This is a genomic window from Neisseria sp. HMSC074B07, from assembly GCF_001810355.1.
Lineage (GTDB): Bacteria > Pseudomonadota > Gammaproteobacteria > Burkholderiales > Neisseriaceae > Neisseria.
Genome location: NZ_KV800969.1, coordinates 57,526 through 80,752, shown reverse-complemented (window position 1 = coordinate 80,752; position 23,227 = coordinate 57,526). Strand labels below are relative to the sequence as shown.

Genomic DNA, 23,227 nt, shown 5'->3' with positions numbered 1-23,227 from the left:
CTGCCTCCTTATTTTTTACGCCTTCGCTGGGTATGCAGTACCCGCCCGACGCGCTCGGTGTGGTTGTTGATGATTTCGCGCAGTTCGGCGATGTATTGTGATGTCAGAGAGACAGGTTCGCCCGCATTGAGTTTGTGGGCGATTTGGTTGAGGTTTCGTCCGATACTCAAAAGCTGGTAATTTGAATGGTGTAATTCGTCCAGCTCGACGGCGGAGAGGATGGGATGGCGGCTGATATGTGTCTGTATGATGTCGCGTATTGCATCGTTGATCGTACCGCCACGCCTTTTAGCGGCCTCTTCCAAATATGCACGGTCTTTTTCCGGTAGTCGGACGGTAATGCGCTTGTTGCTTTTGGGCGGCGGCAGTGAAACTGGTTCGGGTTCTGCGGCTTGTTCTAATAAAGATTGTGCTGTTTTCTTAAGCAGTAGAGAAATACTATCTTTGCCGTATCGCATGACAGCCAACGCGCGCAATGATAACTGTTCACTTTCAGAGAGACCGAACACCCTGATCGGGCTGCTTTTGCCATTTTCATTATTCATACGATTACTCAAAAATAAGGCCGTCTGATGTTCAGACGGCCTTAAAGGGTGAAATTCAATAGAGAAAAGGAGAATCACCGTATCGGATCAAAACCTTCCTTGGCAGTTTCAATAATCTGCGACTCGTAAAAATTAGCCCGCGCCTTTATTTGCATATCGGGCGGCATGTCGTGGATTGCTTTTTCCATCAGATACTCTTTAAATTGCCGCTTCTGTCTCTCGGGTTGTGTCAAAAAAGTATCCTGCATCAGGTAACGATGTTTGGCGGCGAGTAGCCGTTCTTCAGGAGATGACGGTACTACGTCCCGGATAGTGGGCTCTTCCTTAACGCCTGTTTTTTCCAATGCCCCCTCCTGTGCACTGTACAGATGCTCTTTCTCTGCCTTGTGCAGTGTACGGATATGGTTGTAGGTATCTCGGAATTTCTCAAACTGTTCTTTCGGTAGTTCGTTGAGGTAGGCGTAACCGAACTCCTGTTCGTCCGTGTGCCAAATAATTCTTGCTTTGTCCACGCCATTGACAAAAAAGCGGTTCGGGAATTCCCTCCATTGGGTAATTTCGCCAGACTCAATCATCAGTTTCAAAAACTCGGGAATGTCGGCATTACTCACACGCTCGATGTTGTCTTGAGATTTCACAATTCCCCTTCTGCCCGGTTGTTGAAGTTCATCTGCCATCGTTTTATTCCGAAAAAAAAACGGTCTGAAACAATGCTGTTTCAGACCGTATGGTTGAAAGAGAAAATTAACGACCCTGTTCCATTTCCTGCTCTTTCTCATGCTGCCGATCCCGGTCGTTCTGTTGCCGTACCTGACCCAACGAATGCTGCGGGCTTGGTATCTGAACCGGTTTGGGTAAATCCAGTTTCGACCCCTTCATTTTCTCGGCGGTATGTTCGTAATAGTTGGCCAAGGCCAGTTTTCGTGCATCTCCTTTCACCCCCCGAATTGCATCCATAACGTTACGTTCGTGGAATTGCAGGTGGGATTTGTTGGCTTTGGACAGCTTTCCGGCCTTGGTCATATAGACGGCTTTGGACGATTGCAGCCGGGTATCCAGCGCGTCAGATTTCATCTTGGCCGCGCGTACCGCCACTTCGGCAGGTATTTCACCCTGACCTATACCCTGTAACGGCACGCCTGCTTGGGTATCGGCGGTATGGGAAGTATTGATGGTGGCCTCGGAAGGTGTTTTGCTCCGCGCCAGCATTTCGTCTGCCTTCGACAGGGCGGCGGTGTCAGGTTGCGAGACAGAGGTTTCATGCTCTTTCTGTTTTTCCTGTTCGCGTACGATTTCCATGTCAAACATGTTACGGTATGCAGCCTTTGTTTCCATACCGGTAACTTTGCCGTCTTTGTCGTAAATCGGTACTTCCACCTCTACCGGCTGCCTGCCCAACGAATGAAGCCGGATGCGGTCGCCGACTTCTGCGCCGCTGCGTTCCATTGCGTCAGGAATGTCCACGCCCCATACCGTGCGCTCTTTGCCACTTCGTTCCAGTACGATATACGGGCTTTCCTTATTTTGGGCATTATGAAGATAGGGGGCACTGCCTACGGTCACGATACGCTCGCCCTCGGCAGGTACGGATGACTGTTCGCGGGTTGGCACTGCCTTTTCAGATGACCTATCAGGATTTTTGTTATGGTGAGTGGATGGAGAATTGCTTTCACCGGTTTTAACCGGTTCGCGCGTGTGCCGTTCTTCCACGCCGTTCAATGCCCGTTCCTCACGCAGGTGGTCGAGATAAGCCAAATCTTCTTTGGTCGGACGGTAGCCGGCGGTACGGATTCCCCGGCTTTCTGCTGCAAGAAACATCGCACGCTTAAATTCTTTGCTGCCCGTCAGTTTGATGTTGTCCCAGCCTTTTTCTTTGACTACTTCCAACATATCATTGACGGTTTGCGCATCAGAACGAGCTGTGCTCAATTTGTTGCCTTTGTCGGTAAACATTACGGTCGTGCCGTTTTCGGCAGACATATATTTACCGTCTGAAACGATATAACGGTGGGCAATACTGTCAGGCGGGATATTGTAGTTCAGATCGAGAACGGCTTTTCTACCCTCATTTTGCAAAGCCAGCAGCGGTTCGGTATCCGATTCCCGTTGTGGAGGCGGCTCGGCTCTATCTTGAGCTGGGACGGGACGGTTGCCGGGCTGCGGCGACTGCCAACCTTGTTCAGTCTTGGTAAACATGACCGTCCGCCCACTTTCGGTAATACCGTAATAAAAATTGATGTCTCCCGCAGCATCCAAGTCTTTCTGTATGGCTTCGGGTGAGGTGCGGACATAACGTATATCCGTTCTGGCATCATCGAGTTGATACTTGGCAAAGTCGGATTCATAAAAATATTTTGCCTTGCCGTGCTCATCTGTTTCCAACGGTGGAGCGTCGCCGAAATGACTGCCGGTACGGCCGATGCCGTACGGATGATCGGGATCAATCGGCTGATAAGGTTCGGTTGTCCGCTCACGTCGTTTTTCCGCGTATTCGATGCCGTTGACTTCTGCCTGACTTGAGGTTACAGCTTGCAATGTTTCGGTTTGCTGAATCATCTCTTCTTCCTTCTGTTTGCCGGACTGTTCGGATGCAGGGCTTTCAGACGACCTGTCCGAGGATTCTGCCGTATGACCACGATCCGCTGCTTGCTGCCGTGCCTGCCATTCAGCAATCTCGTCGGCAATCGCCTGCTCCATATCTGTATCAAGCTGTATGCGATGCTCGGACGCAGGAGCGGCCAGATTCCGACCTTCTGTCAAAGCCTTTCTGACGGCTTCGATGCCCGCCAACTGGTGCAGGTCGTTGTAGTCGCTCGGCAGTTTCGGTCTGCCTTGTTTATCCATTCCCGCCGTCTGTTGAAACTTCTGAATCTGCTGCATACTGAATTCCGGTTCGATGGCCACGGCACGATCTCCGAAAAAGGCCGCCGCCTGCCGGGCAGAATGCAAACCTTTTCCCGACGCATCGTTATCGACCGCAATCGTTACTTTGGTGTCGGATGGTAGATTTCGCGCCAGTGTTTCGGACACCTTGACCATATTGTCAGCATCGAAAGCTACGATAACAGGCTGTCCAGTAGCTTGATGGATACTGGCGGCGGTGGCGAAACCTTCAGCGATTACCACGCCGTTTGAAATTTTGGACGCATCGCCAATCACCGTATAACCGCCGTCTTTTCGACCGTCTTTCAAAAAGCGTTTGTCACCGGTGGGATCAATAGATTGCAGGTTGTATAGTTGGCCGTCGTAGAAAACAGGGATTTGCAGTCTCAGGCTGTCGTTGTATTCGTTTTGGCGGATACCTGAAACTACGGCGGGATCGGTTATGCCTTTGGCAGTAAGGTAGGGGTGTGCCAATGTGGCGGGCACACTCTGCGCCCATATTCTTTGCGCAGTCCCCTTCACACGTTCGTAGCCTTCTTGCCGCAACCGCTCTGCTTCAAGCCGTTTTGCTTCGGATTCCGCCTGCCGCCGGGCTTTTTCGGCATCAGAAAGCGGAACATAGGGTTTTTCAGGCCGCCAGCCGTTCTGCCGGGCATGATAAAACAATGTACCGATACTGATATGTCCAGCTTTGAACGACTTCCAGGCCGCTTTTGCGTCGCGGGTGTTGTAATTGCCGCTTGTCTGAGACCATTCATCCCACAGGTGGAAACCGTCTTCACCCATTTCGTCTTTGACGGCTGCCCCCATACGTATCCACATATCTCGGTCGTCCGCTCCGATATGATTTAAGGCTGCCCGAATTTCGTCATAATCTGCCATTTCTTACTCCTTGATGAAAAAACAAAGACCACTATGAAATAGCGGTCTTACGGTTTCGTTTGCTTTCACATACACCCCTCAAAAATCAGGTGGCCCCTTCCAAATCTTCCGGATTGATTTCGATGCCGGATGAGGTTTTTAAAATCTCGGCAATAACCGACAGGCTGCCTTCGCCCCAGTTGCGAGCAATCACCGGAACTATCTGCGCGACAAATTCCGGTGGGCTGCCGGCCGGAATAATCGCTTCCAGTACCGAACGAGCTAGTTCTTCAGCGTTAACCGCGTCTCGCCAGTTGAAACTTTCCATCTCCTCTGGCGAAACATATGCAGGTTTAGAAACCTCAGCCGGTTTCTTTGCCTCAAGATGTACATTCAACTCGGGAACATGTGGGATAGGCAGGAAAGCGCGATCTTTGAGGGCAGGGTCTTCATCATAGATAATCTTTTCTGCATAGATAGCAGACATCCCTGCCATACTGATGATGCAGTCGGAATTCGGCATGACCTTGAGTTCATCGGGATTCATAACCGCACGTTTCTGATCGCTGATACTCACTCCGCTACTGCTGCTTTTACCTCGGGAACGGGACGTTCCTTTCGCCTTATAGGTATAAAAGCCGATCAACTTACTCAATTCTTCTGCATCGTTTTGTTCGCGAGGGGCAAAAATCATACGGACGGCAAAATTGGAGAAGAACGTCTGCCGTGCCGTACTGCCATATACTTCTTCCACCTGCGAAGGAGTTTGAAAGACGAGAATAGGACGGATACCGTAACCGGCCAGATAGCCCACCCCTTTTTCGATGGCAGGGATATTGCCCAGCGCAGTAAATTCGTCTAATAGCAACAGACACTGGTATTTCAATTTGGGGTTGTCAGACGGCAGACCCTGCTGGACATTGACATCGCATAACTGGCTGAAAAACAGTTTCAATAGCGTGCTATATATTTTCAATTCGTTGGGAGCAACACCCAAATAGATGGTTGTCGGTTCCATGCGCAGTCTATCTAAGCGGAAATCGTCGCCACTTGTAGCAGCCTCTACCGCAGGATCAAGAAAGATTGACAAAGGTGCATTCATTGTTGATAAGACGCTTGCCGCCTCTTTGTCTGCTTTTTGGAGAAAATCCCTCAGTAAGAATACGCAGTTTCTACTAAGACTTGCCGTAGAAGAAATAGCACGCAATTCCAGTTCGTCATTTATCCATTCCTTCAAAGTCTTACCGTTGGCGGGGGAGGTAAGTCGGAAAAGATTGGTCATTGTTGTCATATTTTGCATTAGATTGAGATCACGTTCCTTCTCTGTTTCAATCAAATACAGCAACAGTCCTGTGAACAATTTCTGTGCAGCTTCTTGCCAAAAATTCGAGCCGTCCTTATCGTCATTTTTAAGCGGATAAAAAATCGCCGCCACGGACAGCGCATCCTTATAGGTATAGACAGGATCGCGGCGTACATAAGTCAGCGGATTCCAACGATGACTGATCAACGGCGCGTCAGGCTCTTCGGTGTGGTAAGGCATCGTTCCTGACGGATTGAAGAAAAATACCTTCTGCCCGTGTTTGGCGCGGAATCCGGCGGTAATTAGAAAGTTTTCCTTCTTTATGTCGTTGACCACCATACTGTGTCGGTAGTGCAGGCAATTGGGTATAACAAAACCTATACCTTTACCGCTTCGGGTACGGGCAGCCAAGTAGAGAAAGCCATCGTTTGACCAACGTAGATATTTCCCTTTGTATTTGCCCAAAATCAGGTCCGGCACATCTTTTCCCTTTTTGCGTTTCTTTGCTGACGGGTTGTCCAACAACCCTGATTTCCTGATTTCACGCTCGCTCGCAAACCTTGATGAACCGTGCAACTCCTTTCTTTTTCCCCTCAGAACCGAGACCAGTAACATAATCAGTCCGACAACAGGGATGGCGGCTGCAACTACCGTCGAAACCTTCAGCGGAAAAACCATGCCTTGCGGTAACCGGTCGAAATGATGCCAATAGGTATAAAGCAAAGATAACGACGGTGCAGTTTTAAGTCCCAGCCATTTCGTATAAACCACCGCTCCTAAATACAGACCGACACATATGGTAGTAATAGCTAGTAGCAGGGATAGCAGAATATCGGTTACGGGTTTTCTCATTACAAATACTCCAAAATAATGCCCGCCAAAAGGCGGGCATAGAAAACTCAGTATGCAGCAGGTGGTTGTGTCAGTCGTTATTTCTGAACCGGCTGTCCGACGGAGGTTTTCATCATGTCGTGAATACCGCCGGAAACCTTTTCACGAGGGCTGGTTCGTATAATCTGCATTTCTTTGCCAATTACTTCGAACACGGTTTTTTCAGCGCCATCTCGCCCCTTAACCTGCCGTGACTGTACTTCCCCCCATACCTGCAGGCAGTCACCTTTTTCCATCAGTCTGCATACGGTTTCTGCCTGTCCTCCGTACAATATGACGGAAAACCATTCGGTGCGCTCTTTCTGTTCGTGCGTCTCACGGTCGTTCCACGTTTTTTGTACGGCTACCGACACGTTCGTAACCGCCCGACCGTCGGGCATATACCGTAATTCTGGATTACGTCCTAGGTTGCCCATAATTTCGATTTTGTTGACGTATGGCATTACGAAGACCTTCCTTTATAAAATTAAAAATGTGGCAATTTATTTCGCCCCCTTAGTTCCCACCGATCTACTTCTCTGAACTGCTGATTTTGGCAATTCCAAGTGGAGGTGGTGCGAATTTATGCTCAATTTTGGCAGCAATGTAATCAACAACCATGCCAATCATTCGAGTTAGAGGGTTAACCGCCGTACAGCAAATGAGAAAAAATATCCCAAAAGGATCGGAAATCTGAAACTCGGTACGCCCGTAATAATTCAACGTCACACCTAAATTGAGATTTAATACAAACATTGCGGATGAATATAATAAATTCATAACAAGCCCAAAATCCAACACGCTCCGGAAAGTATCCACTACTACTCTAACCATAATATAGATTAACCAAGTGACAATATATAAGCTATACCAGGTAGTAGGTACTAAATTCATCATGGTATTGGGTATATTCATCGAGTAACCTAATGCACCCAGACAGAAAAGAGTTATCCATAAACCCCTCAAATACGTATGATCATGTAAGATTTTCTTCAGAATTTTCATCATTGCTCCTTAACCCATTTCAGAGGACCTTGTATTACTGTAAACGCCCTTGCATAGCGTAGTATTTTTCGACAGGATCGAAGTAAAGTTCGGTCATGCGGGTTTTTTCAAAGTAACAGATAACGTCAATAGTGGAACGGACAGTGTTAAGAATATAACCGGGATCCATAGTTTGGCCGGTAGCTGATTCTTTGGCCAACTGCATGATGCGGTAGTGAACATCACGAGCACTGTTTGCATGAACGGAAGTCAGTCCTCCCGGGTGTCCGGTATTAAGAGCGGCAAGATAGTCCCAAGCCTCATCACCCCTTAATTCCGTCAAAAAAATCCGTCCCGGTTTAAGCCGCATACACGCCGCAATAATCATTTTGGCTGTGATGTGCCCACTGTAAAACAAATGTGCATGGTTAGCGTGCAAAGGTAGATCGAGTTCGTGAGTGTCTTCAATAGTAACCAGCCGTTCATGAGCGGGAATCATGTCGGCCAGTGTCTTGGTAAACGTAGTCTTACCCGACCCCGTACCGCCTACCATGCAAATATTCAACCTCTGTGCTATCGCAATTCTGAAAAATTCATTCAGTTCGCCGTTGGCTTTATGTTCCAACATTTTGTACTGCCAGTCGGTCAGTTTGACGTCATACGGTAGCTTCATCCTGTCGGATACGTCACGGACCCAGCGGCTCTCTATTTCGATTTCTGACTCTGTACGACGTTCTGCCACGCCGTGCCCCGATACGTCGTTAAAACCATTCAGACGACCTGTATCAAGATAGTCCGACATCGTGAAACGGCTGTTCGAAGGTTTGCGGAAAGCAAAAACAACCGTTCCGTTTTCGCAACTGGGGGACATCATGATGTGGCCGCGCTCACCGTCGGGTAACGTTACCGAATGAATGGGGGATTCGTATGAGATATGCTTTTTATTGTAAGTACATAGCGTATTTGCCAGTTTTTCCAATACGGGCAGGGGTAAATCAGGTCGTTCAATACGGCGGCAGCCGTCGGCATCTTCAAGAAACACTTCCCCAGGTCGGTTTATGAATACTTCGGTTACTCCAGGGGTATTGAGATATTCCGTCAGCTTCAACTTGTCCAGTAGATTGCGTGACGAAACAGAATTATCGTGAACCATTACATATTCCTTTGTTATTAACGGCTTGTTCTATAACTGCCAGTCAGAGGCAGTTATAGAACAAGCCGCTCCTTTTAAGTGAGCGGCTTCGGGTCAATATCGGTTGGAGACGGTTACGTTTTCATATACCCCTGAAAAATCTACATCACGGGCAACAAAGACCATGATTTCCGTGCCTTGATTGACGTATCCGGTTGGTGGAATGTTGATGCTGTTCTTCAGGGCTTCGGTAGCCATTTCCTGTGTAGCATCGCTCGTATTTTCATACGAAATGTGGTTGTTATTACCCGACGTGCGGTTCTGTCCGTTACTGAATCCGTTGCCTATGTCGCCAATCATGCTGATCATGATGGCACCGCCGAACCGCTGCCAAAAGTGATAATTCACTTTGGCAGGATGCCCTGATGCGCCGAGCGAATCGCCGCCGGGACTGTCCAGGGCCACACGGATGCCTTCCGGTGTCTCCAATGTATTCCACAAAACAAAAACTCGGGCCTGACCATGTGTCAGCGCGGAAGTCTGTTCGCCGATAATGGTAGAACCACGCTCAACCAGCAGCGTCTTGCCGTTGGCCGAATAGACGTCACGTGCCACTTGGCAACGGGCTAAACCGGGATGGGTTGTGACAATCTTTGTGGTAGTGACACAGGGAATACCCGTACCGCGATTCAACACATAGGTTAAGTCGCCGCGATTCTCAGCAACGGTAGGCTTATAATTTCCAGGGCTCAGTCTTGCGGTTAGCGGGTTGCCCGAAGAGATTGACGAACCTACATCCGTTTCTCCGACAACCGTACTATCAGGGCGTATGTTAGTAAGTGTCGCTGCCGCAGCGCCTGAAACTGTTCCTTCATCCATGCCTTGAGGGGATAGGTCCACATTAAAACGCTCGTCAGGCGGAATTTCTGTTGTACCGCCCGTTTCAGAGCCCTTTTCAGGGTCCGTTTCCGTAAGCTGTGGATTTGATGCAGATCTTGCTTCACTCGCCGCGGCAGGCTCGGATGCTGCGGCTGGCGGAGTATCGGGAGCCATTTCTAAAATTTCATCTTGCTCTGCTTTAAAATTTTTACTGTCTGCCTTACCGTCAACCACTTCCTCTTCCGTTTTTTTCTCTACTTCGTCGGAACCTCCGGAATAATTGAACAGAGCGGCTGCGGAAACTCCGGCAACAGCCAATGCAGCAAACAGGAACATCATGTTTTTCATGGTGCTCCTGCTTTTAACATTCAGGTCGGTAGGAATGCCGCGTTCAATACTGTTGTCACCGATACGTTCTTGCAGGCTCGGTTGTTCATCATCGGGTCTGATTTCGTTTTGTTTCATTTTTTATCCTTTTTCATACGGACGGTTCGGCTTTGAGTACTGCCGGTCAGATTGAACTTACCTTGCGGGTTGTAACTGCGGTTCTCTATACCGAGAACTGCGTTATTCAGCCGCAAAACAAATTTTTCTGCCGTTTCATGGACAATTAACGTATCGCCTTCAACATGACTGTTTACGGCAGCTTCAGATCCATCGGCATTTACCCTGAATACGGCCGGCAAATCTTTAGCATTGTCATAACGGAAGTAGGTAAAACGGCCGTCGTCGTAAATTTCGGTCGGTGCCAATGATTTTTTGCCGCGCCCCCAATAATTCCGGTTATAGTCGCCACCGCTAGGATTACGTGCTTCGTTTGCACGTAAAACGGCAGCAGCTTCAAGCTGTTTCGACATTTCAGCCCGTTGCCGTTTGCGGACATCGTTCGGATAGAGAAATTCCAATACAAACGTAGGCGGATGATTTTGATCTGCCATTTTTAAATCAAGCGAATAGCGGCGTTTTTTGTTGGATACCATCAATAAGTTGGTGGACGGTTGGGGTTTGGTTGGTTTGAAAAAAATGTTGTTTCCGCGAACCTTCACCCCCCAGGCCTTACCATATCCCGTTACCAAACCTTCATTCACGGGATTGGCGACATCAACCGTTTCTCCTTCCTCCAACTGAACCAAAGTTGCATATCCGACTTTTGCCCTTACAACCACAACATCATAGGGATTATGGTTGATACTTTGAATCCTTTTGTCATATGGTGAGCGGTTGGGATTGACTGCGGCAAAGGCCGTCTGAAAAGACAAACCGGCCACAAGGCCGGTTATCAGCAAGGTTTTTTTCATCATTGCGCAACCTCTTCGGTAACGTTGTAACTTAACACTTGAAAGCCCAGGGGGTTAATATCTCGAACCGACTCGGTCATTGGAGTTGTCTTAAACTCAAAGGCAATAGTGGCAATCATTTTTTGCGGCGGTGCCGGTTTGATTTCGGAATTGCCCACAGGAACCAACCGTTTTTCAAATCGTACCTGCGCCATATCGCCTACAAACGAGATATTGGTCACCTTTACAAGCACTTCGGCATTTTGTTTCAAAACCTTATGCGGTGCAGTTGGACTTTCGTAAAAAGCTCGGTATTTGGCTTGAACTTCGGGAGAATTGAAGAGTTTTGTCGTATCATAGGTCGCCTGAACCGTATTCCAGTTATAACCTTCGCGGAACATGACATATTGGCGCAGCCAGTGCCGGTTAATCACTTCATCGTAAGTCATCTGTTTGTTTTTAATAGTAGTTACGATATTGGTCTCTCCCGTGGTCTTATCTACTTCGATAACAAAGGGAAAGGCCTCTTTTAAGGGCGTAAGACTGGTAACGGCAACAACAGACAAACCTGCAATAACTAGTCCGCCAATGCCGACGCGCTTCCAAGTGCTTGCATTTTGCTGTGCGATATCCACCAAGGTTTTTTCAAATCCCAGTGCCATCCGGATCATTTGATCTACTTCTTTGCCGATGCGTTTTTTTTGCTCTTTCTGGAACTGTTCTTCATTCTGCGGTTGTTTGGTTTTTTTACGGAAAAACATTATCGTGCTCCGGTATGTTGCTGAACGTTAATCGGAAATGCCTGCCCATAAGGTTGTTTGGGTGCTGAGGAGCAGGCGGCCAGAACGGCGGCAAGTGCAGCCAATAAAATCACTTTCATATCAGTTTCCTTTTTTAAAAGTACAAAAAAGCCCGCACAGTGGATACTGTCGGGCTTTTAACGCTCAGGTATAAAATCAGTTGTCGTACCAATCTCTGCGGTCGGAACTGACCATTCCTACCAATGCGATAGGGAACACCAAAGCCATCATAATGGCAGGACCGATGTTGTTATGACGGTTCAAATAGGCAATAAATACCAAACCGAACAAGATACCGACTCCTAGCAACATTTTCATAACGGAATTTCCTTCCCTTTATTTGATGTTATCAAAGGCATAGTCATTAACAAACGCGCTCCAGTCGCGGCCGTTATGCAGGTTTTTGACCGTAACGCTTCTTCCATATCTGTCGAGCAGGTAGATGGTATAACTATGAGAAGCCCAGCCGAAAATACTTTGTCGGTACTGCGCCTGATCGAAGTTTTCCCAGCGAATGCCGCGAATGCCTTCAGACCACGGAAAAAGACCGCTGTAATACCATACACCGGTCTCATCCATATAGGCACGGCAACAGGAAAGTCGGAACAGTATCCAACCGAACCCAACCAGATACAGCAGTGTCAGACCGTAGAATACCGTTTGTGCTGCGCTTTTACCCAATGCCAATCCGAGCATCCCTGAAATAACGGCAAAGGCGGAAGACACAACAAACAGATAGAGCAGGATTCCTATAACAAAATACTGGATATATGCTACCCAAGACAGGCGTGCAGTCATGTTTGACTCCTATCGATTAAATTAAGATGGGCGTTTGTTGGACACTGGGGAGACACCGCCGCCGCTACGGCGATTGGAGGCCGCATTGAGTGTGGCAGTCCCGGCCCGACCTACTAAACGGCCCGCCGTACCTAAACCACTTGCGAGAGACATCATATGACGGGAAGCTCCCGACACAGCCGCACCACCCGTCAATGCTGAGGCAATACTCGGAATGTTGAAAACGACGACTAGGAAGATGATGGTTTGTAACAAAAACAGCGGTGGTAGTATTTCAGCAGAAACATAATCGAAGGCACTCCCATTTAAAGCCATGTTAATTGCCTTATCAAATGCCGCCATCTGCACTTTAACCAACAAGACAAACATCGTGCAGGTCAGAATATGGTTGAGACACTGGCCGATCCAGTTGATCGCGTACTGACGCGTTGCTGGAAACAGTAGGCAGCCGAGAAATACAGGACCTATCATCAACACCAATGCCAGCGATACCTTAGCAACCATATAAAATGCAAAAGACAGCCCGACAACCAATGCCCCGCAAATCGTGATAACTAAACCTATCTTGATAACTATTCCAAAATGAACTCCAATATCATACCATTGATATTTTTCATGAAGTTTTGAAATAGTATCCAATAAGTCCATCAACAATTTCCAACTGGCATCCATTGCTGACGCATCCACTTTGTAGCCGCCGGCAAAGATTCCGGCAATCTCGTCTGGCATTCTGTAAATGATATGGGCCAATTTCATGTAAGTCGCCGGAGCCAACGAGAGCCCGATAATCAACATCCATCCGCAGCATTTCTTGAGAAAATCCACGGCCAGTACATCAAGGCTAGAATTGTAATAATCCCAAATGACAAGCAGTACGTAAAAAGAAAAACAGGCGACGAACAGTGGTGTAACCTGTCCGATAAAGTCGCCAGTCTTATCCAGCAGGTTCTGCCCCAAATCCGCCCCGAGCGTTTTGGCCACGTCGGCAAAAAAGGTTGACATAAACGTCTCCAATAAGAAAACCACCGTCGAAACGGTGGTTTTGCAGGGTTATGCGGTAGTTATTTCTCAGGAACAGGAAATTTTTTATCACAATCCACATTCGTGTTATTGATTCTGTTATCTCGAATACAATTATCACGTTTTTGTTGAATTTTACTGATTTCCATATCCTTGTTCATCTTCTCATAAAACTTCTCTTCTTCGGATTGACCGCAGGCGGACAATAATAATGTTGCATAGAGCAATCCCAATAGATGAAGTTTCATTTCAGATGTCCTATTAATGGTTTAACTACACGATTTGTTTGTGTTATTGATTCTGTTATCGCGGAGACAGTTATCATATGCCTGTTGTTTCTTAAACTGAACTTTTTCATCCAGTGCCATATACCGTTCCATCATATCCAGCCGAGTTTGATTCTGTTGGATATAGGCTTTTTCCAAGGAAATACGGTTTTGCAGGTCTGCGGCCGCTTTGGCATCTTGGGTAGTATTTACCCTATCCATCAACGCCTTAATGTTTTGAAAGCGTAGTTCTGAATCCTTGATGGCTTTCAGAGTCAGATCAAAATGTTTGATCAAACGCTCATTATCCGCGTTTTGATTATAGCCTTTGGAACTCAATAGATTGTTAAAGTTCCCACCTTTCGTCTGCATGGCTGCATCATAAACCGATTTCCACTCATCAGGCAGTTGTTCAAGTGCGTCGGTTTTCAGGATATTGCCCAAATTGCGGTTGCCGGTCAGGGCTTTGACTTGGTTCTTCAATTCGGTAATTTGCTTGATCTGGTTTTGAATTTGTTGCCCCAATTGAACACCCTGCTGAATGGCTTGGGCGACAGAGGCACCGTCGAAAACCGGAATACCGCTCGCCATCGTCGGGGCAGAGGTAGCAACCATCAGACCGAAAGCTAATGCCACCGCTGTTTTTTTGACTTTGTACAGTTTCATCGAAATCTCCTACGAATAATGAGAAACGCCGCATTGTGCGGCGGATGGGTGAGGCCGTCCGTAAACGGCAGGAAAGTAAAAGGCCGTCTGAAAACAGTTTCAGACGGCCTATGTGCTTATATTTCAGTGAATATTTGCGTTCGGCTTTTCTCCTTCGAACTAAGTGGATGTTTTACCAGATACAGCCTGATAGAGCAGTGGCAGCCAAACATCGGGATCTTCGCTGCCGGTTTCTTCCATAATGCGGTGCATCAGGGCAACATTTTCTGATGTGCCTGAAAGTACGACCAATTCGTCATGAAAATCGTGTAAATCAAGAGTGGCGAACGTACTCTGTTTACTTTGCTTAATCAAGAAAATACGGCTTTCAATCGGTAGTTTGAGAAGTTCGGCGCATTCTTTATCGGAAAGCCCGCATTTCATGTAAGATTCTTTGCTGCCGTCAGGGTTAGGTAGGAAAATTTTGGTCGGCGTTTGCTGTACGATGGCCGCAAAATTGGGGGAGTTGGCGGCATCTTCCGGTGACTGGGAATCCAAAAGTAAAAACTCACCTGATTTACGGCCGGTTTTCAGTGTTTTAAGCATCAAATCGGCTGTAATATCAAACCGGTCGGCATACCAGAACTCGGCAATGACCGAAGCCATCAAACTGCCTTCATCTGCCACACGATCTGCCATTATTTCCTTCAAATACAGCAGATAAGCCAATACCGGACCTGTCGGCTCGTAATCATCTTTCAAGATACAGGTTACGTCCAGACCGATACGGAAAAACGCTTCCGGATCAAAGCGGTTTGACAGGCTGTCCAAGCACCATGCAAATTCTCCGCCCTCACTGCGGCACCACTTGGAGAGACGCGTACGCAAAGAGTTTGGCGCGGTAGAGTATGGCAAGTTGTCCAGAAGGGTGCTGAAATTACGCAGGTCAAACTCCAGTTCGTAGAGTGTATCGACTGCCAACTTGATTTGCCGTTCCTCCGAAGCGTCTGCGCCGCCGGCACATTGTTTGACCAAGCGGTACAGGAAACTACGGTGTTTCGGCTGATCGGGCAGTTGGAACGGGTTAAAGCCGTTGTCAACGCCTTCTTCGACCGCGTAGTAAGTTCCGCCTAATGCCCGAACGAAGATTTCCATCCCCCTATCTAAATCCAGAACAAACAGATAAGGATCAAACCGCGCCATAAAGGTCAGAATTGCGGTTTCCAGAGCGGTTTTACCCGTACCGGTTGCTCCAGTAATCAAAGTATGTCCCGCAATCCGTTTGCCGCGCATATTAATGTCTTTGCGGCTGTAATGCAGGTTCAGGTTAAACAGGGTGTTTGACAGCGTTTTCAGAGGCATCACCGGTGAACCGTCGCCAATCGGATTGCCCCAGCTTTTACCTTGGGAGTAGTTGTGCATTCCGAATACGGTGGCAAGATTGGTGGTTGTTTTCGGCATCATCCGCGGACGCTGTTTGTAACCCGGAATTTGGCTGAAAAAGGTTGAGGGCATCGAACCGGCAGCATGGACAAAACGGAATCCGTTTGCATTGAGGAACTCAGTCATCGCCGACGAACCGTTTTTACGGGCAGCTTTCGGGGTATCCCCATATACAACAAGGGAGGCGGAATAATCGCCGAACATGGTGCGCCCCGCAGACAGCTCGCCTTTTCCCAAAGTCAGTTCGTCCTGCTGATCTGTCGCTTCGTCTTTGGCACTTTTCAGTGCATTGCGCTGCTGGTTGATGGCTGACTGCATATCAGCATTTTCCGTATAGATAAAACTTTGCGTCAGCGTAAATTCACACGGAAGTGACAAGACCGGCAGCAAAGTCATAATCTTACTCCGGCCAAAGTCCTTCAAATCGTAGCAGGTAGCAAACTTTCGATGTTCCGCACTTCTGATCTCCAGAATATCCGTACCGAAATGAAGGTCGGCAGTAGGGATGACTTTATATGCCGCAGAAGGGGTTAGGGGAATATTTTCCCTTAATCCCCCATTGCAAAGTGTTCCAAAGAATTGATAGACATCTGAGAATACCACCCCGTTCTCGTTTTCATAAACGCCCAACGGTTCGGGATCAAATATGCTTAATCCTTTTACGATCAAATCCAACAACTCCGCCGTTTCTTCAACCCCATCTGAAAAATCATGGTATTTCAAGACGACTGATAAGTAGAACAAATTTTCAAAATAGTCTTTTTGGTTGAATTGTTCGATATAGTGATCTGCAAACTGTCGGCAGAAGTTATTTTTGAAAATATAGTTTCTTTTCAAATCAATTTTCTGCCGTTGGAGCGTCGTCCATATGGCAAGCCGACTGCCATATTGCTTGCCAGCGGCATTCAAAACCCTTTTGAGGGTTTCGTTTGCCGCTATCAAGTGCCCGTCATTCACGCCTTCAAACGGAATACCGTCAAATTTAACGGTAAAACCCAAGTAGCCGTTTTCATAATGCACAATGTGCTCAGCAACGTGCCGACTGACTTTCGGAAAAAAGTTTTGCTGCGGCGGCTGCCTCTTCAGTTTCTTCCTTAATAAATCGGATGTAATCATCGCGGTCTCTTCCAAATTTGGTTGCTGTAATGGTTAGGGTGTCACCGAAAAGATTTGACTTCCTCCGGACGAACCACCAGTAAATTTCCAAACCCAATATACGTAATGCCTGATCATCCCTTTTCGTGAGCATCCTCAGGAAAAAGATACAGGGCAGGGCCAGCAGGAAAATCCCGAAAGCCTTCAATTCGTAAACAGGCATAAGGAACATGGCGATAGCCATAAATACCACTAAGATAATAAAGCCCGGAATAATAGGAACTCCGGCCAGCATGGCGACACGGGACAGTCCCTCATAAGAACTGTATTCGGTGTCAATATCGATTTCAGGTAATCCGTTCATCCATATTCACCCTGTATCAGTTAGAAGGTGACACTTTTTGCAAGCTTAATAATTCCTGCTGCCAAAGCCGGTCCGCATCCGAACAGAAAAATCCAACCGCAAACCCGGATAATGTCGCCAATCGTTTTTTCTTGGAAATAACCGCCAACAGCAACTACAACAATTGCCACACCTGCTAATACCGCCAAAATGTTGTACCACTCTTGAAACCATTGTTTGACTCCACTCTCTCCGGTTGTCAGGCCGCCGGCGGCCAAGGCTGTCTGAATACCCCCCAACATTGCACAAAACAAAACCGCTTTTACCCATTGACGGGTGTTTTCACTCACATATTTCATTTTTGAAGCTCCAAAAAAAAGACCGCCAATATGGCGGATACAAAAAAACGACCATAAGGTCGTGTATTAAAAATCACCGAAAACATCCCAAGACTTAGGTTCTGGTTTTTGTAGAACAACTTGTTGATGTATTCCTCTTTCAATTCGGACAGGTGTATCAGAGAAATTGGTTGGTTCTGAGAATACTGCCTTTCTGTATGGCGAATCCGATATTTTCTTGTTGGCAACCGTTACCGGAACAGGTTGTATTGCAGCAGGATTTTTTCCACTTAAACGTGCGTAACGCGCTTTGACGTTTCTGATGTACTGTTGTGTTTCCCGATAAGGCGGAATGCCACCATATTTTCGCACTGCCCCTTCGCCGGCGTTGTAGCCGGCAAGTACTAGGTCAATATTGCAACCGAGGCTACTGGATTTGTCCGGAAATTTATTACATAAAAAACGCAGGTAACGAGTACCTGCGATGATGTTTTGTTCCGGATCGTAAAGATGTTTGGGATTCACCCCCATTCTTGCAGCCGTCGGCGGTATAACCTGTAACAAACCTCTGGCGTTTTTATTAGATATTGCGAAACGATTACCTGAGCTTTCCCGTCCCATAACCGCCCATACAATGTTTTTATCCAAACGTTGCAATGCGGCATGCTTTTCAACCAAAGCCTCATATTGTGGGTATGGGGCGGCGGCAAACGCCGATGAATGGCAGACAATAAAGAGTGAGGTTGTCAGTTTCAAGATTTTTCTCATGTTTTTTTCACATCCCATTTCTCGGCAGGGGACACCTGCCAATCATTTACATAACGAATACGGCCGCCCTCAATGGAATGATACCGTGTTCCAAAAACATACACCTTCAGACGACCGTCAGACATGGTTTTCAACACATTGCAGTACATCAAGTAATCAATCCGAGACCGGCTATTTAATGAGTGCGTACATTCAAGAAGATGCGAACCGCTCCAACCATTGGGCTGTTCATTATTGATTGTTCTGCTCATCCGGATTATCTGATTAAGGGACATCTTGCACTCCTTCTATATAAAAATGCCGCCCTTTAAGGCGGTATTAAATAAGTTTTTGACTAATAATCTTATTGCTTCGTTTTTGAAGAAATGGCTTTGTCGTTAATGATCATATTATTCATTACAATGACTTGGTTCATAAGGTTAATCTGAACCTTTAACATATGAATTTCCATTTGTTGCTGTAACAACATATTTTCTTGTTTGGTAATATTTTCATGCTGAATGACAATTACAACTGTGTTAGTTATAAAAACTATCAATAGGAATAATAATTTGAATATTTTCATTGGCTACAATATTTCGATTTTGAAAAGAAAAAACGAAAATCTAAGCAAACTGAAAGTTAGAATGCTTGGATTTTCGTTCTTTGGGGTGTGTCCATTTTGTGACTGAAACACATTGAAATAAATAGTATGTGATGGTATGTGCAGACTTCACTTCTATTTAAAAACAATGGGTTAGTTTTTGTATTTAAGTCTCATAATCCCTTGGTCGTGGGTTCGAACCCCACCGGACCCACCAATCAAATCAATGCCTTGCGTAAGCAAGGTATTTTTTCATGTCGCAACTGTGTCCAATTTGTGTCTTAATATAGTCGATTCCGTCCAATACCACAACATGTGCTTGCAGATGTTCCGCCGACAAATTCGCTAAATCATTCCCTGCCTGATTTGCCTGCATCAGGGCAAACCCATGCAGCTCCTAGTGCCAATCTAGTGCACCTAATCAAAACGTCGTCTGAAAATCGAAATTCGTTTTCAGACGACGTTTTATGAGAAATGCAGCGAATCCCTTTCACCTTCTCCAAAAAACTCAATCTCCTCCCTCGTTCCTTCCCTCTTCTCCCGCCAAGCCGTGCAGCAACAACCCCAATACGTCCTGCGGCAGCTTTTGCGGCGAAGCGGCATAAAGCGCGGCCAGTTGCGGATGGCGCATCAATATATCCGCCTGACGGATGAACAGGTCGATGAGTTCCACCGGCAAATCGGGCTGAATCAGGCGGCGTTGTTGCAGGGTGTGAAAGAAGCCGCGCATAAAGGCGTATTTTTCTTCGTTCAATTCGTGGAAAAACCGCTCCAGTTCCAAATCGGTATTCTCTTCGATGTCGCGCAGGAAGGCGGCGGAATAAAGCTCGTCGAACGACCGCCGTTGCAGAGCAAAAACGGCTTCGGCGGCTTCGCGCAGGCTGCATTGCCGTGCAAGCAGATTTTCAAATTCGGCACGGACGCGGTTTTTCTGTTCGGTAACGATTTCCTGTAAGAGCGCGTTTTTACCGCTGTAATATTTGTAAAAGGTAACGCGGCTGACGGCGGCCTCGGCGCAGATTCCACCCACGGATACGGCGGAAAAGCCGTGTTCGCGGAACAGGCGGCGGGCGGTGTCGGCGATGGTTTGTTGTTTGCTGGCAGTCATAACGGTAGGAAGGTTTTGATTTTGTTCATAAAGGAGGTTCATTAAAGTTATCCGCAAGTCGGATACTTATCATATTTCCTCACGGTGGCAATGGCAATACGGGCGGTGTTTCAGACGACCTCTTACCGCAACGGCAACCTTGTCCCTCCGATCCATCCTACGGATGAGGGCTGTCGGATGCTTAGCAAGCCAAATTCATAAAGGCCGCAGAATCGCCCTCCCCAACCTTCTCCTGCCGAACGGGAGAGGGAATTGTTTTAAGATGATTTGCTATAAAAGGGGGGAAGTAAAGTGAATGATAAACACTTGCATTCCTGTTTTTTGTTTCTTATACTTTACATTAATGGTTTGTTTTATGTAAATGTGTAAACAACAAATATTTGCATACTGACGGAGCGGTTGGATTGCCTGATGTTCAATCCGCTCCGACGTATGTCGTCTGAAAGGATAAGGAAATGCAGAAACCTACCCTCCGCCGCCTGCCGCTGCTGCTTGCCGCCGCCTTTGCCTCCGAATGGATTTATGCCGCCGATGCGGCGCAAGACGCGGAACAAGTGCAGTTGGAAGAAGTCGTCGTAACCGGCGAACGCACCAACCGCAGCGGCTTTGAAACCGCCACATCCAACCGCGTTTTCTCCACGCCGAACATCGACCGCAGCGGCCACAATCTTTCCGCAACCGACCTGCTCAAACAGACTGTGAACACGGTGGATTTGGGCAGCGGCAACGATTTGCCGACCGTGCGCGGCGTGGACGGCTCCGGCCCCGCTGTCGGCGCAGTGGCGTTTTTCGCGGGCACGCGGCCACGCCTGAATCTGTCCATAGATGGCCGCTCCGCCACTTACAACGAATTCGCCTTCGGCACGCAGTCGCTGTGGGACATGCAGCAGGTGGAAGTCTTGCGCGGGCCGCAAAGCCATGTGCGCGGGCAGAACGCGGTGGCGGGCGCGGTGGTGATGCGCTCCAAAGACCCGACCGACGAATGGGAAGGCGCGCTGCGCTTGGGTTTGGGCAACCAGAAAACACGCAATGTCGCCGGCGTCGTGTCCGGCCCGATTGTAAAAAACAACCTTGCCTTCCGCCTGAGCGCGGAGCGGCAGCAGCGTGAAAGTTACGAGCCGTTCGTGTCCTACGAGCCGACCGGCAACCCGCGCCGCGTGGAAAACACCAACGTGCGCTTCAAACTCCTGCTCACGCCCGAAAACCATCCCGATTTTTACAGCCGCCTGACGCTGAACCACATCCGTTCGCGCGCGCCGCAAAACGAAATCATGGGCAACACCGCCAGCCGCCGTTTTTTAAAAGAAAAGCCCGTGTTCGTAACCGGCTCGACATCAGGCATCTGGGACGTATCGTGGCAGCTTAACGACTATCTGAAACTGGAAAACAAACTGGTTTACGGCCGCTACCACAACGAGCGGCTGCACCTGCCGATGACCGTCAGCCCGCAAGGCGTGCCCGCCGAACTCAAAGGCCGCGAACTGCAATGGGAGCCGGTATTGCATTTTTCAAACAAAGGTCGTCTGAAAGGCCTTGCCGGACTACACTACTTCCGCAGCAAACAAGACGAATGGGTGGATATCCGCAGCGTCGGCGGCCGCAACACCTTTGACGACCGCAACAGCGTGCGCGCCCTGTTTACCGAAACCACATACAGCCCCAGCGAAAAATGGGACATCACAGCCGCCGCCCGCATTGAAAAAGAAACGCACAAACGAAGCGGCGGCAGCGGCGCGCTGCACCTTGATTTAGACAAAGGCCAGACCGTGTTCCTGCCCAAAATCGACATCGCCTTCAAACCTACCGACCAATGGGTCAGCGGCATCAAAGCCGCACGCGGCTACAACCCGGGCGGCGCTGGCATCACCTTCGGCCGCCCTGTCGTAACCTACACTTATGAACCCGAATATGTGAACAACTACGAGTGGTACACCCGCTGGCGCAGCGCAGACCGCCGCCTGCAACTCTCCGGCAACCTGTTCCTGAACCACTACCGCGACATGCAGCTTCCCTTCTATCTCGGCACCAACTCCGTCGTCATCCGCAACGCCAAAAAAGTCCATACCTACGGCGCGGAACTCGCCGCCGACTGGCAGGCCACCGACAGCCTGAAACTCACCACCGGACTGGGACTGCTCAACACCAAAATCAAAAGCTATCCCAACAGCGGCATCGAAGGCAACAAACTCGGCCGCGCGCCCAAATACACCGCCAACATCGGCGTGAAATACCTGAACGACAAAGGCTGGGAAGCCGGCGGCGACGTGCGCTTCTACGGCGGCTACTACTCCGCCGCCGACAATGCCGAATCAGGCAAAATCGGCGCATACAACCAAGTCAACCTCTACACCGCCTACAACTTCAAACAAGGCCGCGTCTCGCTCTACGCCGACAACGTGTTCAACCGCCGCCGCCCCATATTCATTTCCAGCGCCGACCGCCAAGACGCGCTCTACCAACGCCCCAGAAGCGTAGGCGTGAGCGCGGAATGGAAGTTTTAGGCGAAGCTGAAATGATGGAGGCCATCTGAAACAATCGTAGGTCGGGCATCAATGCTCTACCTACGGTGACTGGAATAACGAAGGTCGTCTGAAACGGCCGTAACAACCGATTATCGTCATTAGCTTACGCAAGTCCGCTTCGCTACCCCCGCGCAGGCGGGAATCCAGACCTATCCGCACAGAAACTTATCGGATAAAGAAGTGCCCTTGAGTCTCCATTCTGGATTCCCGCCTGCGCGGGAATGACGGCACAAGAAGTCTAATAAAAAGCCAAGCATAAATGCCCAACTATTGACCTACCCTGCTTCCCCAAAACACCCAAAGGAACCCCATGCACTACTTCACCCCCGCCAAAACCCTGCCCGAAGGCACAGTCTACCTGACCGACCTGACCCACGTCGCCGACTTTTCCGACTGGCTGGCCGAATTCGAAACCCTGTTAAACCAAAACCGCCGCTTCGCCACCGTCTGCACCCCCATGCGGCGGCAGGTAAGCGACGAACAGCGTATTGCCGACCGCAAAACCTACATCGAATGGATAAAGGCACACCGGCCGCAACTCGCCGAACGCTGCGCCGCCATGCTCCTCATCGAACCCGACGCGGCGCAACTGGCATTCTTCCGCGAACAATCGTCCAAACTCGCCCCCGCGCTGGGCGTGAACTACATCGTCGAAGCCGACGAGCAAACCGCCCTGCAAAAGGCAGAAGAAGCGTTGAAGGTCGTCTGAAAACAGAATCCATGTTCCGGCAGCGGCTTTATAGTGGATTAACTTTAAATCAGGA

At 48.5% G+C, this 23,227-nt stretch carries 23 protein-coding genes; 2 read left to right on the top strand and 21 right to left on the bottom strand.

Annotated elements, in window-relative coordinates; genetic code table 11:
- Positions 1-8 precede the first annotated feature (8 nt).
- From HMPREF2726_RS09950 to HMPREF2726_RS09845, 21 genes are all read right to left on the bottom strand, one after another.
- Positions 9-545: a ribbon-helix-helix domain-containing protein gene (locus tag HMPREF2726_RS09950; RefSeq protein WP_070603241.1), complete on the bottom strand. Its 537-nt coding sequence runs from the start codon at positions 543-545 to the stop codon at positions 9-11.
- A gap of 74 nt (positions 546-619) precedes the next feature.
- A complete protein-coding gene (locus tag HMPREF2726_RS09945) occupies positions 620-1,222 on the bottom strand; it encodes a hypothetical protein (RefSeq protein ID WP_070603239.1) in 603 nt (200 codons plus the stop codon).
- Between the two features lie 67 nt (positions 1,223-1,289).
- Positions 1,290-4,310 carry an LPD7 domain-containing protein gene (locus HMPREF2726_RS09940; RefSeq protein WP_070603238.1) on the bottom strand — a complete coding sequence of 1,007 codons (3,021 nt, stop codon included), beginning with the start codon at positions 4,308-4,310 and terminating at the stop codon, positions 1,290-1,292.
- A gap of 85 nt (positions 4,311-4,395) precedes the next feature.
- Positions 4,396-6,444, bottom strand: a complete 2,049-nt coding sequence (locus HMPREF2726_RS09935; RefSeq protein WP_070603236.1) for a type IV secretory system conjugative DNA transfer family protein — start codon at positions 6,442-6,444, stop codon at positions 4,396-4,398.
- 77 nt (positions 6,445-6,521) lie between these two features.
- Positions 6,522-6,926 carry a single-stranded DNA-binding protein gene (locus HMPREF2726_RS09930; protein WP_070603234.1) on the bottom strand — a complete coding sequence of 135 codons (405 nt, stop codon included), beginning with the start codon at positions 6,924-6,926 and terminating at the stop codon, positions 6,522-6,524.
- Between the two features lie 67 nt (positions 6,927-6,993).
- The gene (locus tag HMPREF2726_RS09925) at positions 6,994-7,470 is read right to left on the bottom strand and encodes a hypothetical protein (protein ID WP_148132509.1); all 477 of its coding nucleotides are present in this window, start codon (positions 7,468-7,470) and stop codon (positions 6,994-6,996) included.
- 31 nt (positions 7,471-7,501) lie between these two features.
- Positions 7,502-8,599, bottom strand: a complete 1,098-nt coding sequence (locus HMPREF2726_RS09920) for an ATPase, T2SS/T4P/T4SS family (protein WP_049229811.1) — start codon at positions 8,597-8,599, stop codon at positions 7,502-7,504.
- Positions 8,600-8,692: 93 nt separating this feature from the next.
- Positions 8,693-9,922 (bottom strand): type IV secretion system protein VirB10, encoded by a 1,230-nt coding sequence (gene virB10, locus HMPREF2726_RS09915; protein ID WP_049229810.1) that lies wholly within the window; start codon positions 9,920-9,922, stop codon positions 8,693-8,695.
- A complete protein-coding gene (locus tag HMPREF2726_RS09910; protein WP_049223261.1) occupies positions 9,919-10,758 on the bottom strand; it encodes a TrbG/VirB9 family P-type conjugative transfer protein in 840 nt (279 codons plus the stop codon). The genes virB10 and HMPREF2726_RS09910 overlap by 4 nt, the downstream gene beginning before the upstream one ends.
- Complete coding sequence (locus HMPREF2726_RS09905) at positions 10,755-11,495, bottom strand: VirB8 family type IV secretion system protein (protein ID WP_009311159.1); 741 nt, start codon at positions 11,493-11,495, stop codon at positions 10,755-10,757. Before HMPREF2726_RS09905 ends, HMPREF2726_RS09910 begins: the two co-directional genes overlap by 4 nt.
- A gap of 195 nt (positions 11,496-11,690) precedes the next feature.
- Positions 11,691-11,852, bottom strand: coding sequence for a hypothetical protein (locus HMPREF2726_RS09900; protein ID WP_003759638.1), 162 nt, complete (start codon positions 11,850-11,852; stop codon positions 11,691-11,693).
- Positions 11,853-11,870: 18 nt separating this feature from the next.
- Positions 11,871-12,332, bottom strand: a complete 462-nt coding sequence (locus tag HMPREF2726_RS09895) for a cytochrome C oxidase subunit III (protein ID WP_070603231.1) — start codon at positions 12,330-12,332, stop codon at positions 11,871-11,873.
- A gap of 21 nt (positions 12,333-12,353) precedes the next feature.
- Positions 12,354-13,334 carry a TrbL/VirB6 family protein gene (locus HMPREF2726_RS09890; RefSeq protein WP_070603229.1) on the bottom strand — a complete coding sequence of 327 codons (981 nt, stop codon included), beginning with the start codon at positions 13,332-13,334 and terminating at the stop codon, positions 12,354-12,356.
- A gap of 59 nt (positions 13,335-13,393) precedes the next feature.
- A complete protein-coding gene (locus HMPREF2726_RS09885) occupies positions 13,394-13,600 on the bottom strand; it encodes a hypothetical protein (RefSeq protein ID WP_049223259.1) in 207 nt (68 codons plus the stop codon).
- 21 nt (positions 13,601-13,621) lie between these two features.
- A complete protein-coding gene (locus HMPREF2726_RS09880; protein ID WP_070603227.1) occupies positions 13,622-14,284 on the bottom strand; it encodes a TrbJ/VirB5 family protein in 663 nt (220 codons plus the stop codon).
- Positions 14,285-14,443: 159 nt separating this feature from the next.
- Positions 14,444-16,726, bottom strand: a complete 2,283-nt coding sequence (locus tag HMPREF2726_RS09875) for a VirB4 family type IV secretion/conjugal transfer ATPase (RefSeq protein WP_070603225.1) — start codon at positions 16,724-16,726, stop codon at positions 14,444-14,446.
- Positions 16,727-16,733: 7 nt separating this feature from the next.
- Entirely contained in the window at positions 16,734-17,165 is a 432-nt protein-coding gene (locus tag HMPREF2726_RS09870; RefSeq protein ID WP_049229805.1) for a VirB3 family type IV secretion system protein, read from the bottom strand.
- 20 nt (positions 17,166-17,185) lie between these two features.
- On the bottom strand, positions 17,186-17,503 hold the full coding sequence (locus tag HMPREF2726_RS09865; protein ID WP_009311153.1) for a hypothetical protein: 318 nt from the start codon (positions 17,501-17,503) through the stop codon (positions 17,186-17,188).
- A gap of 66 nt (positions 17,504-17,569) precedes the next feature.
- A complete protein-coding gene (locus tag HMPREF2726_RS09860) occupies positions 17,570-18,238 on the bottom strand; it encodes a lytic transglycosylase domain-containing protein (protein ID WP_246827883.1) in 669 nt (222 codons plus the stop codon).
- Positions 18,239-18,246: 8 nt separating this feature from the next.
- Complete coding sequence (locus tag HMPREF2726_RS09855) at positions 18,247-18,525, bottom strand: hypothetical protein (RefSeq protein ID WP_049229803.1); 279 nt, start codon at positions 18,523-18,525, stop codon at positions 18,247-18,249.
- Between the two features lie 816 nt (positions 18,526-19,341).
- On the bottom strand, positions 19,342-19,983 hold the full coding sequence (locus HMPREF2726_RS09845; RefSeq protein WP_009311149.1) for a TetR/AcrR family transcriptional regulator: 642 nt from the start codon (positions 19,981-19,983) through the stop codon (positions 19,342-19,344).
- 413 nt (positions 19,984-20,396) lie between these two features.
- Here HMPREF2726_RS09845 and HMPREF2726_RS09840 point away from each other — a divergent pair, with 413 nt between their 5' ends.
- Positions 20,397-22,442, top strand: coding sequence for a TonB-dependent receptor (locus tag HMPREF2726_RS09840; RefSeq protein WP_070603223.1), 2,046 nt, complete (start codon positions 20,397-20,399; stop codon positions 22,440-22,442).
- A 331-nt stretch (positions 22,443-22,773) separates the two neighbouring features.
- On the top strand, positions 22,774-23,172 hold the full coding sequence (locus HMPREF2726_RS09835) for an extensin (RefSeq protein WP_070603220.1): 399 nt from the start codon (positions 22,774-22,776) through the stop codon (positions 23,170-23,172).
- The last annotated feature ends 55 nt before the right edge of the window (positions 23,173-23,227 follow it).

Coding starts and splice junctions, on each gene's coding strand:
- HMPREF2726_RS09890 (WP_070603229.1), bottom strand. CDS start 13,334: ATGTCAACCTTTTTTGCCGACGTGGCCAAAACGCTCGGGGCGGATTTG.
- virB10 (WP_049229810.1), bottom strand. CDS start 9,922: ATGAAACAAAACGAAATCAGACCCGATGATGAACAACCGAGCCTGCAA.
- HMPREF2726_RS09840 (WP_070603223.1), top strand. CDS start 20,397: ATGCAGAAACCTACCCTCCGCCGCCTGCCGCTGCTGCTTGCCGCCGCC.
- HMPREF2726_RS09870 (WP_049229805.1), bottom strand. CDS start 17,165: ATGAACGGATTACCTGAAATCGATATTGACACCGAATACAGTTCTTAT.
- HMPREF2726_RS09855 (WP_049229803.1), bottom strand. CDS start 18,525: ATGTCCCTTAATCAGATAATCCGGATGAGCAGAACAATCAATAATGAA.
- HMPREF2726_RS09885 (WP_049223259.1), bottom strand. CDS start 13,600: ATGAAACTTCATCTATTGGGATTGCTCTATGCAACATTATTATTGTCC.
- HMPREF2726_RS09920 (WP_049229811.1), bottom strand. CDS start 8,599: ATGGTTCACGATAATTCTGTTTCGTCACGCAATCTACTGGACAAGTTG.
- HMPREF2726_RS09945 (WP_070603239.1), bottom strand. CDS start 1,222: ATGGCAGATGAACTTCAACAACCGGGCAGAAGGGGAATTGTGAAATCT.
- HMPREF2726_RS09950 (WP_070603241.1), bottom strand. CDS start 545: ATGAATAATGAAAATGGCAAAAGCAGCCCGATCAGGGTGTTCGGTCTC.
- HMPREF2726_RS09940 (WP_070603238.1), bottom strand. CDS start 4,310: ATGGCAGATTATGACGAAATTCGGGCAGCCTTAAATCATATCGGAGCG.
- HMPREF2726_RS09935 (WP_070603236.1), bottom strand. CDS start 6,444: ATGAGAAAACCCGTAACCGATATTCTGCTATCCCTGCTACTAGCTATT.
- HMPREF2726_RS09845 (WP_009311149.1), bottom strand. CDS start 19,983: ATGAACCTCCTTTATGAACAAAATCAAAACCTTCCTACCGTTATGACT.
- HMPREF2726_RS09900 (WP_003759638.1), bottom strand. CDS start 11,852: ATGAAAATGTTGCTAGGAGTCGGTATCTTGTTCGGTTTGGTATTTATT.
- HMPREF2726_RS09910 (WP_049223261.1), bottom strand. CDS start 10,758: ATGATGAAAAAAACCTTGCTGATAACCGGCCTTGTGGCCGGTTTGTCT.
- HMPREF2726_RS09865 (WP_009311153.1), bottom strand. CDS start 17,503: ATGAAATATGTGAGTGAAAACACCCGTCAATGGGTAAAAGCGGTTTTG.
- HMPREF2726_RS09835 (WP_070603220.1), top strand. CDS start 22,774: ATGCACTACTTCACCCCCGCCAAAACCCTGCCCGAAGGCACAGTCTAC.
- HMPREF2726_RS09895 (WP_070603231.1), bottom strand. CDS start 12,332: ATGACTGCACGCCTGTCTTGGGTAGCATATATCCAGTATTTTGTTATA.
- HMPREF2726_RS09905 (WP_009311159.1), bottom strand. CDS start 11,495: ATGTTTTTCCGTAAAAAAACCAAACAACCGCAGAATGAAGAACAGTTC.
- HMPREF2726_RS09925 (WP_148132509.1), bottom strand. CDS start 7,470: ATGATGAAAATTCTGAAGAAAATCTTACATGATCATACGTATTTGAGG.
- HMPREF2726_RS09930 (WP_070603234.1), bottom strand. CDS start 6,926: ATGCCATACGTCAACAAAATCGAAATTATGGGCAACCTAGGACGTAAT.
- HMPREF2726_RS09880 (WP_070603227.1), bottom strand. CDS start 14,284: ATGAAACTGTACAAAGTCAAAAAAACAGCGGTGGCATTAGCTTTCGGT.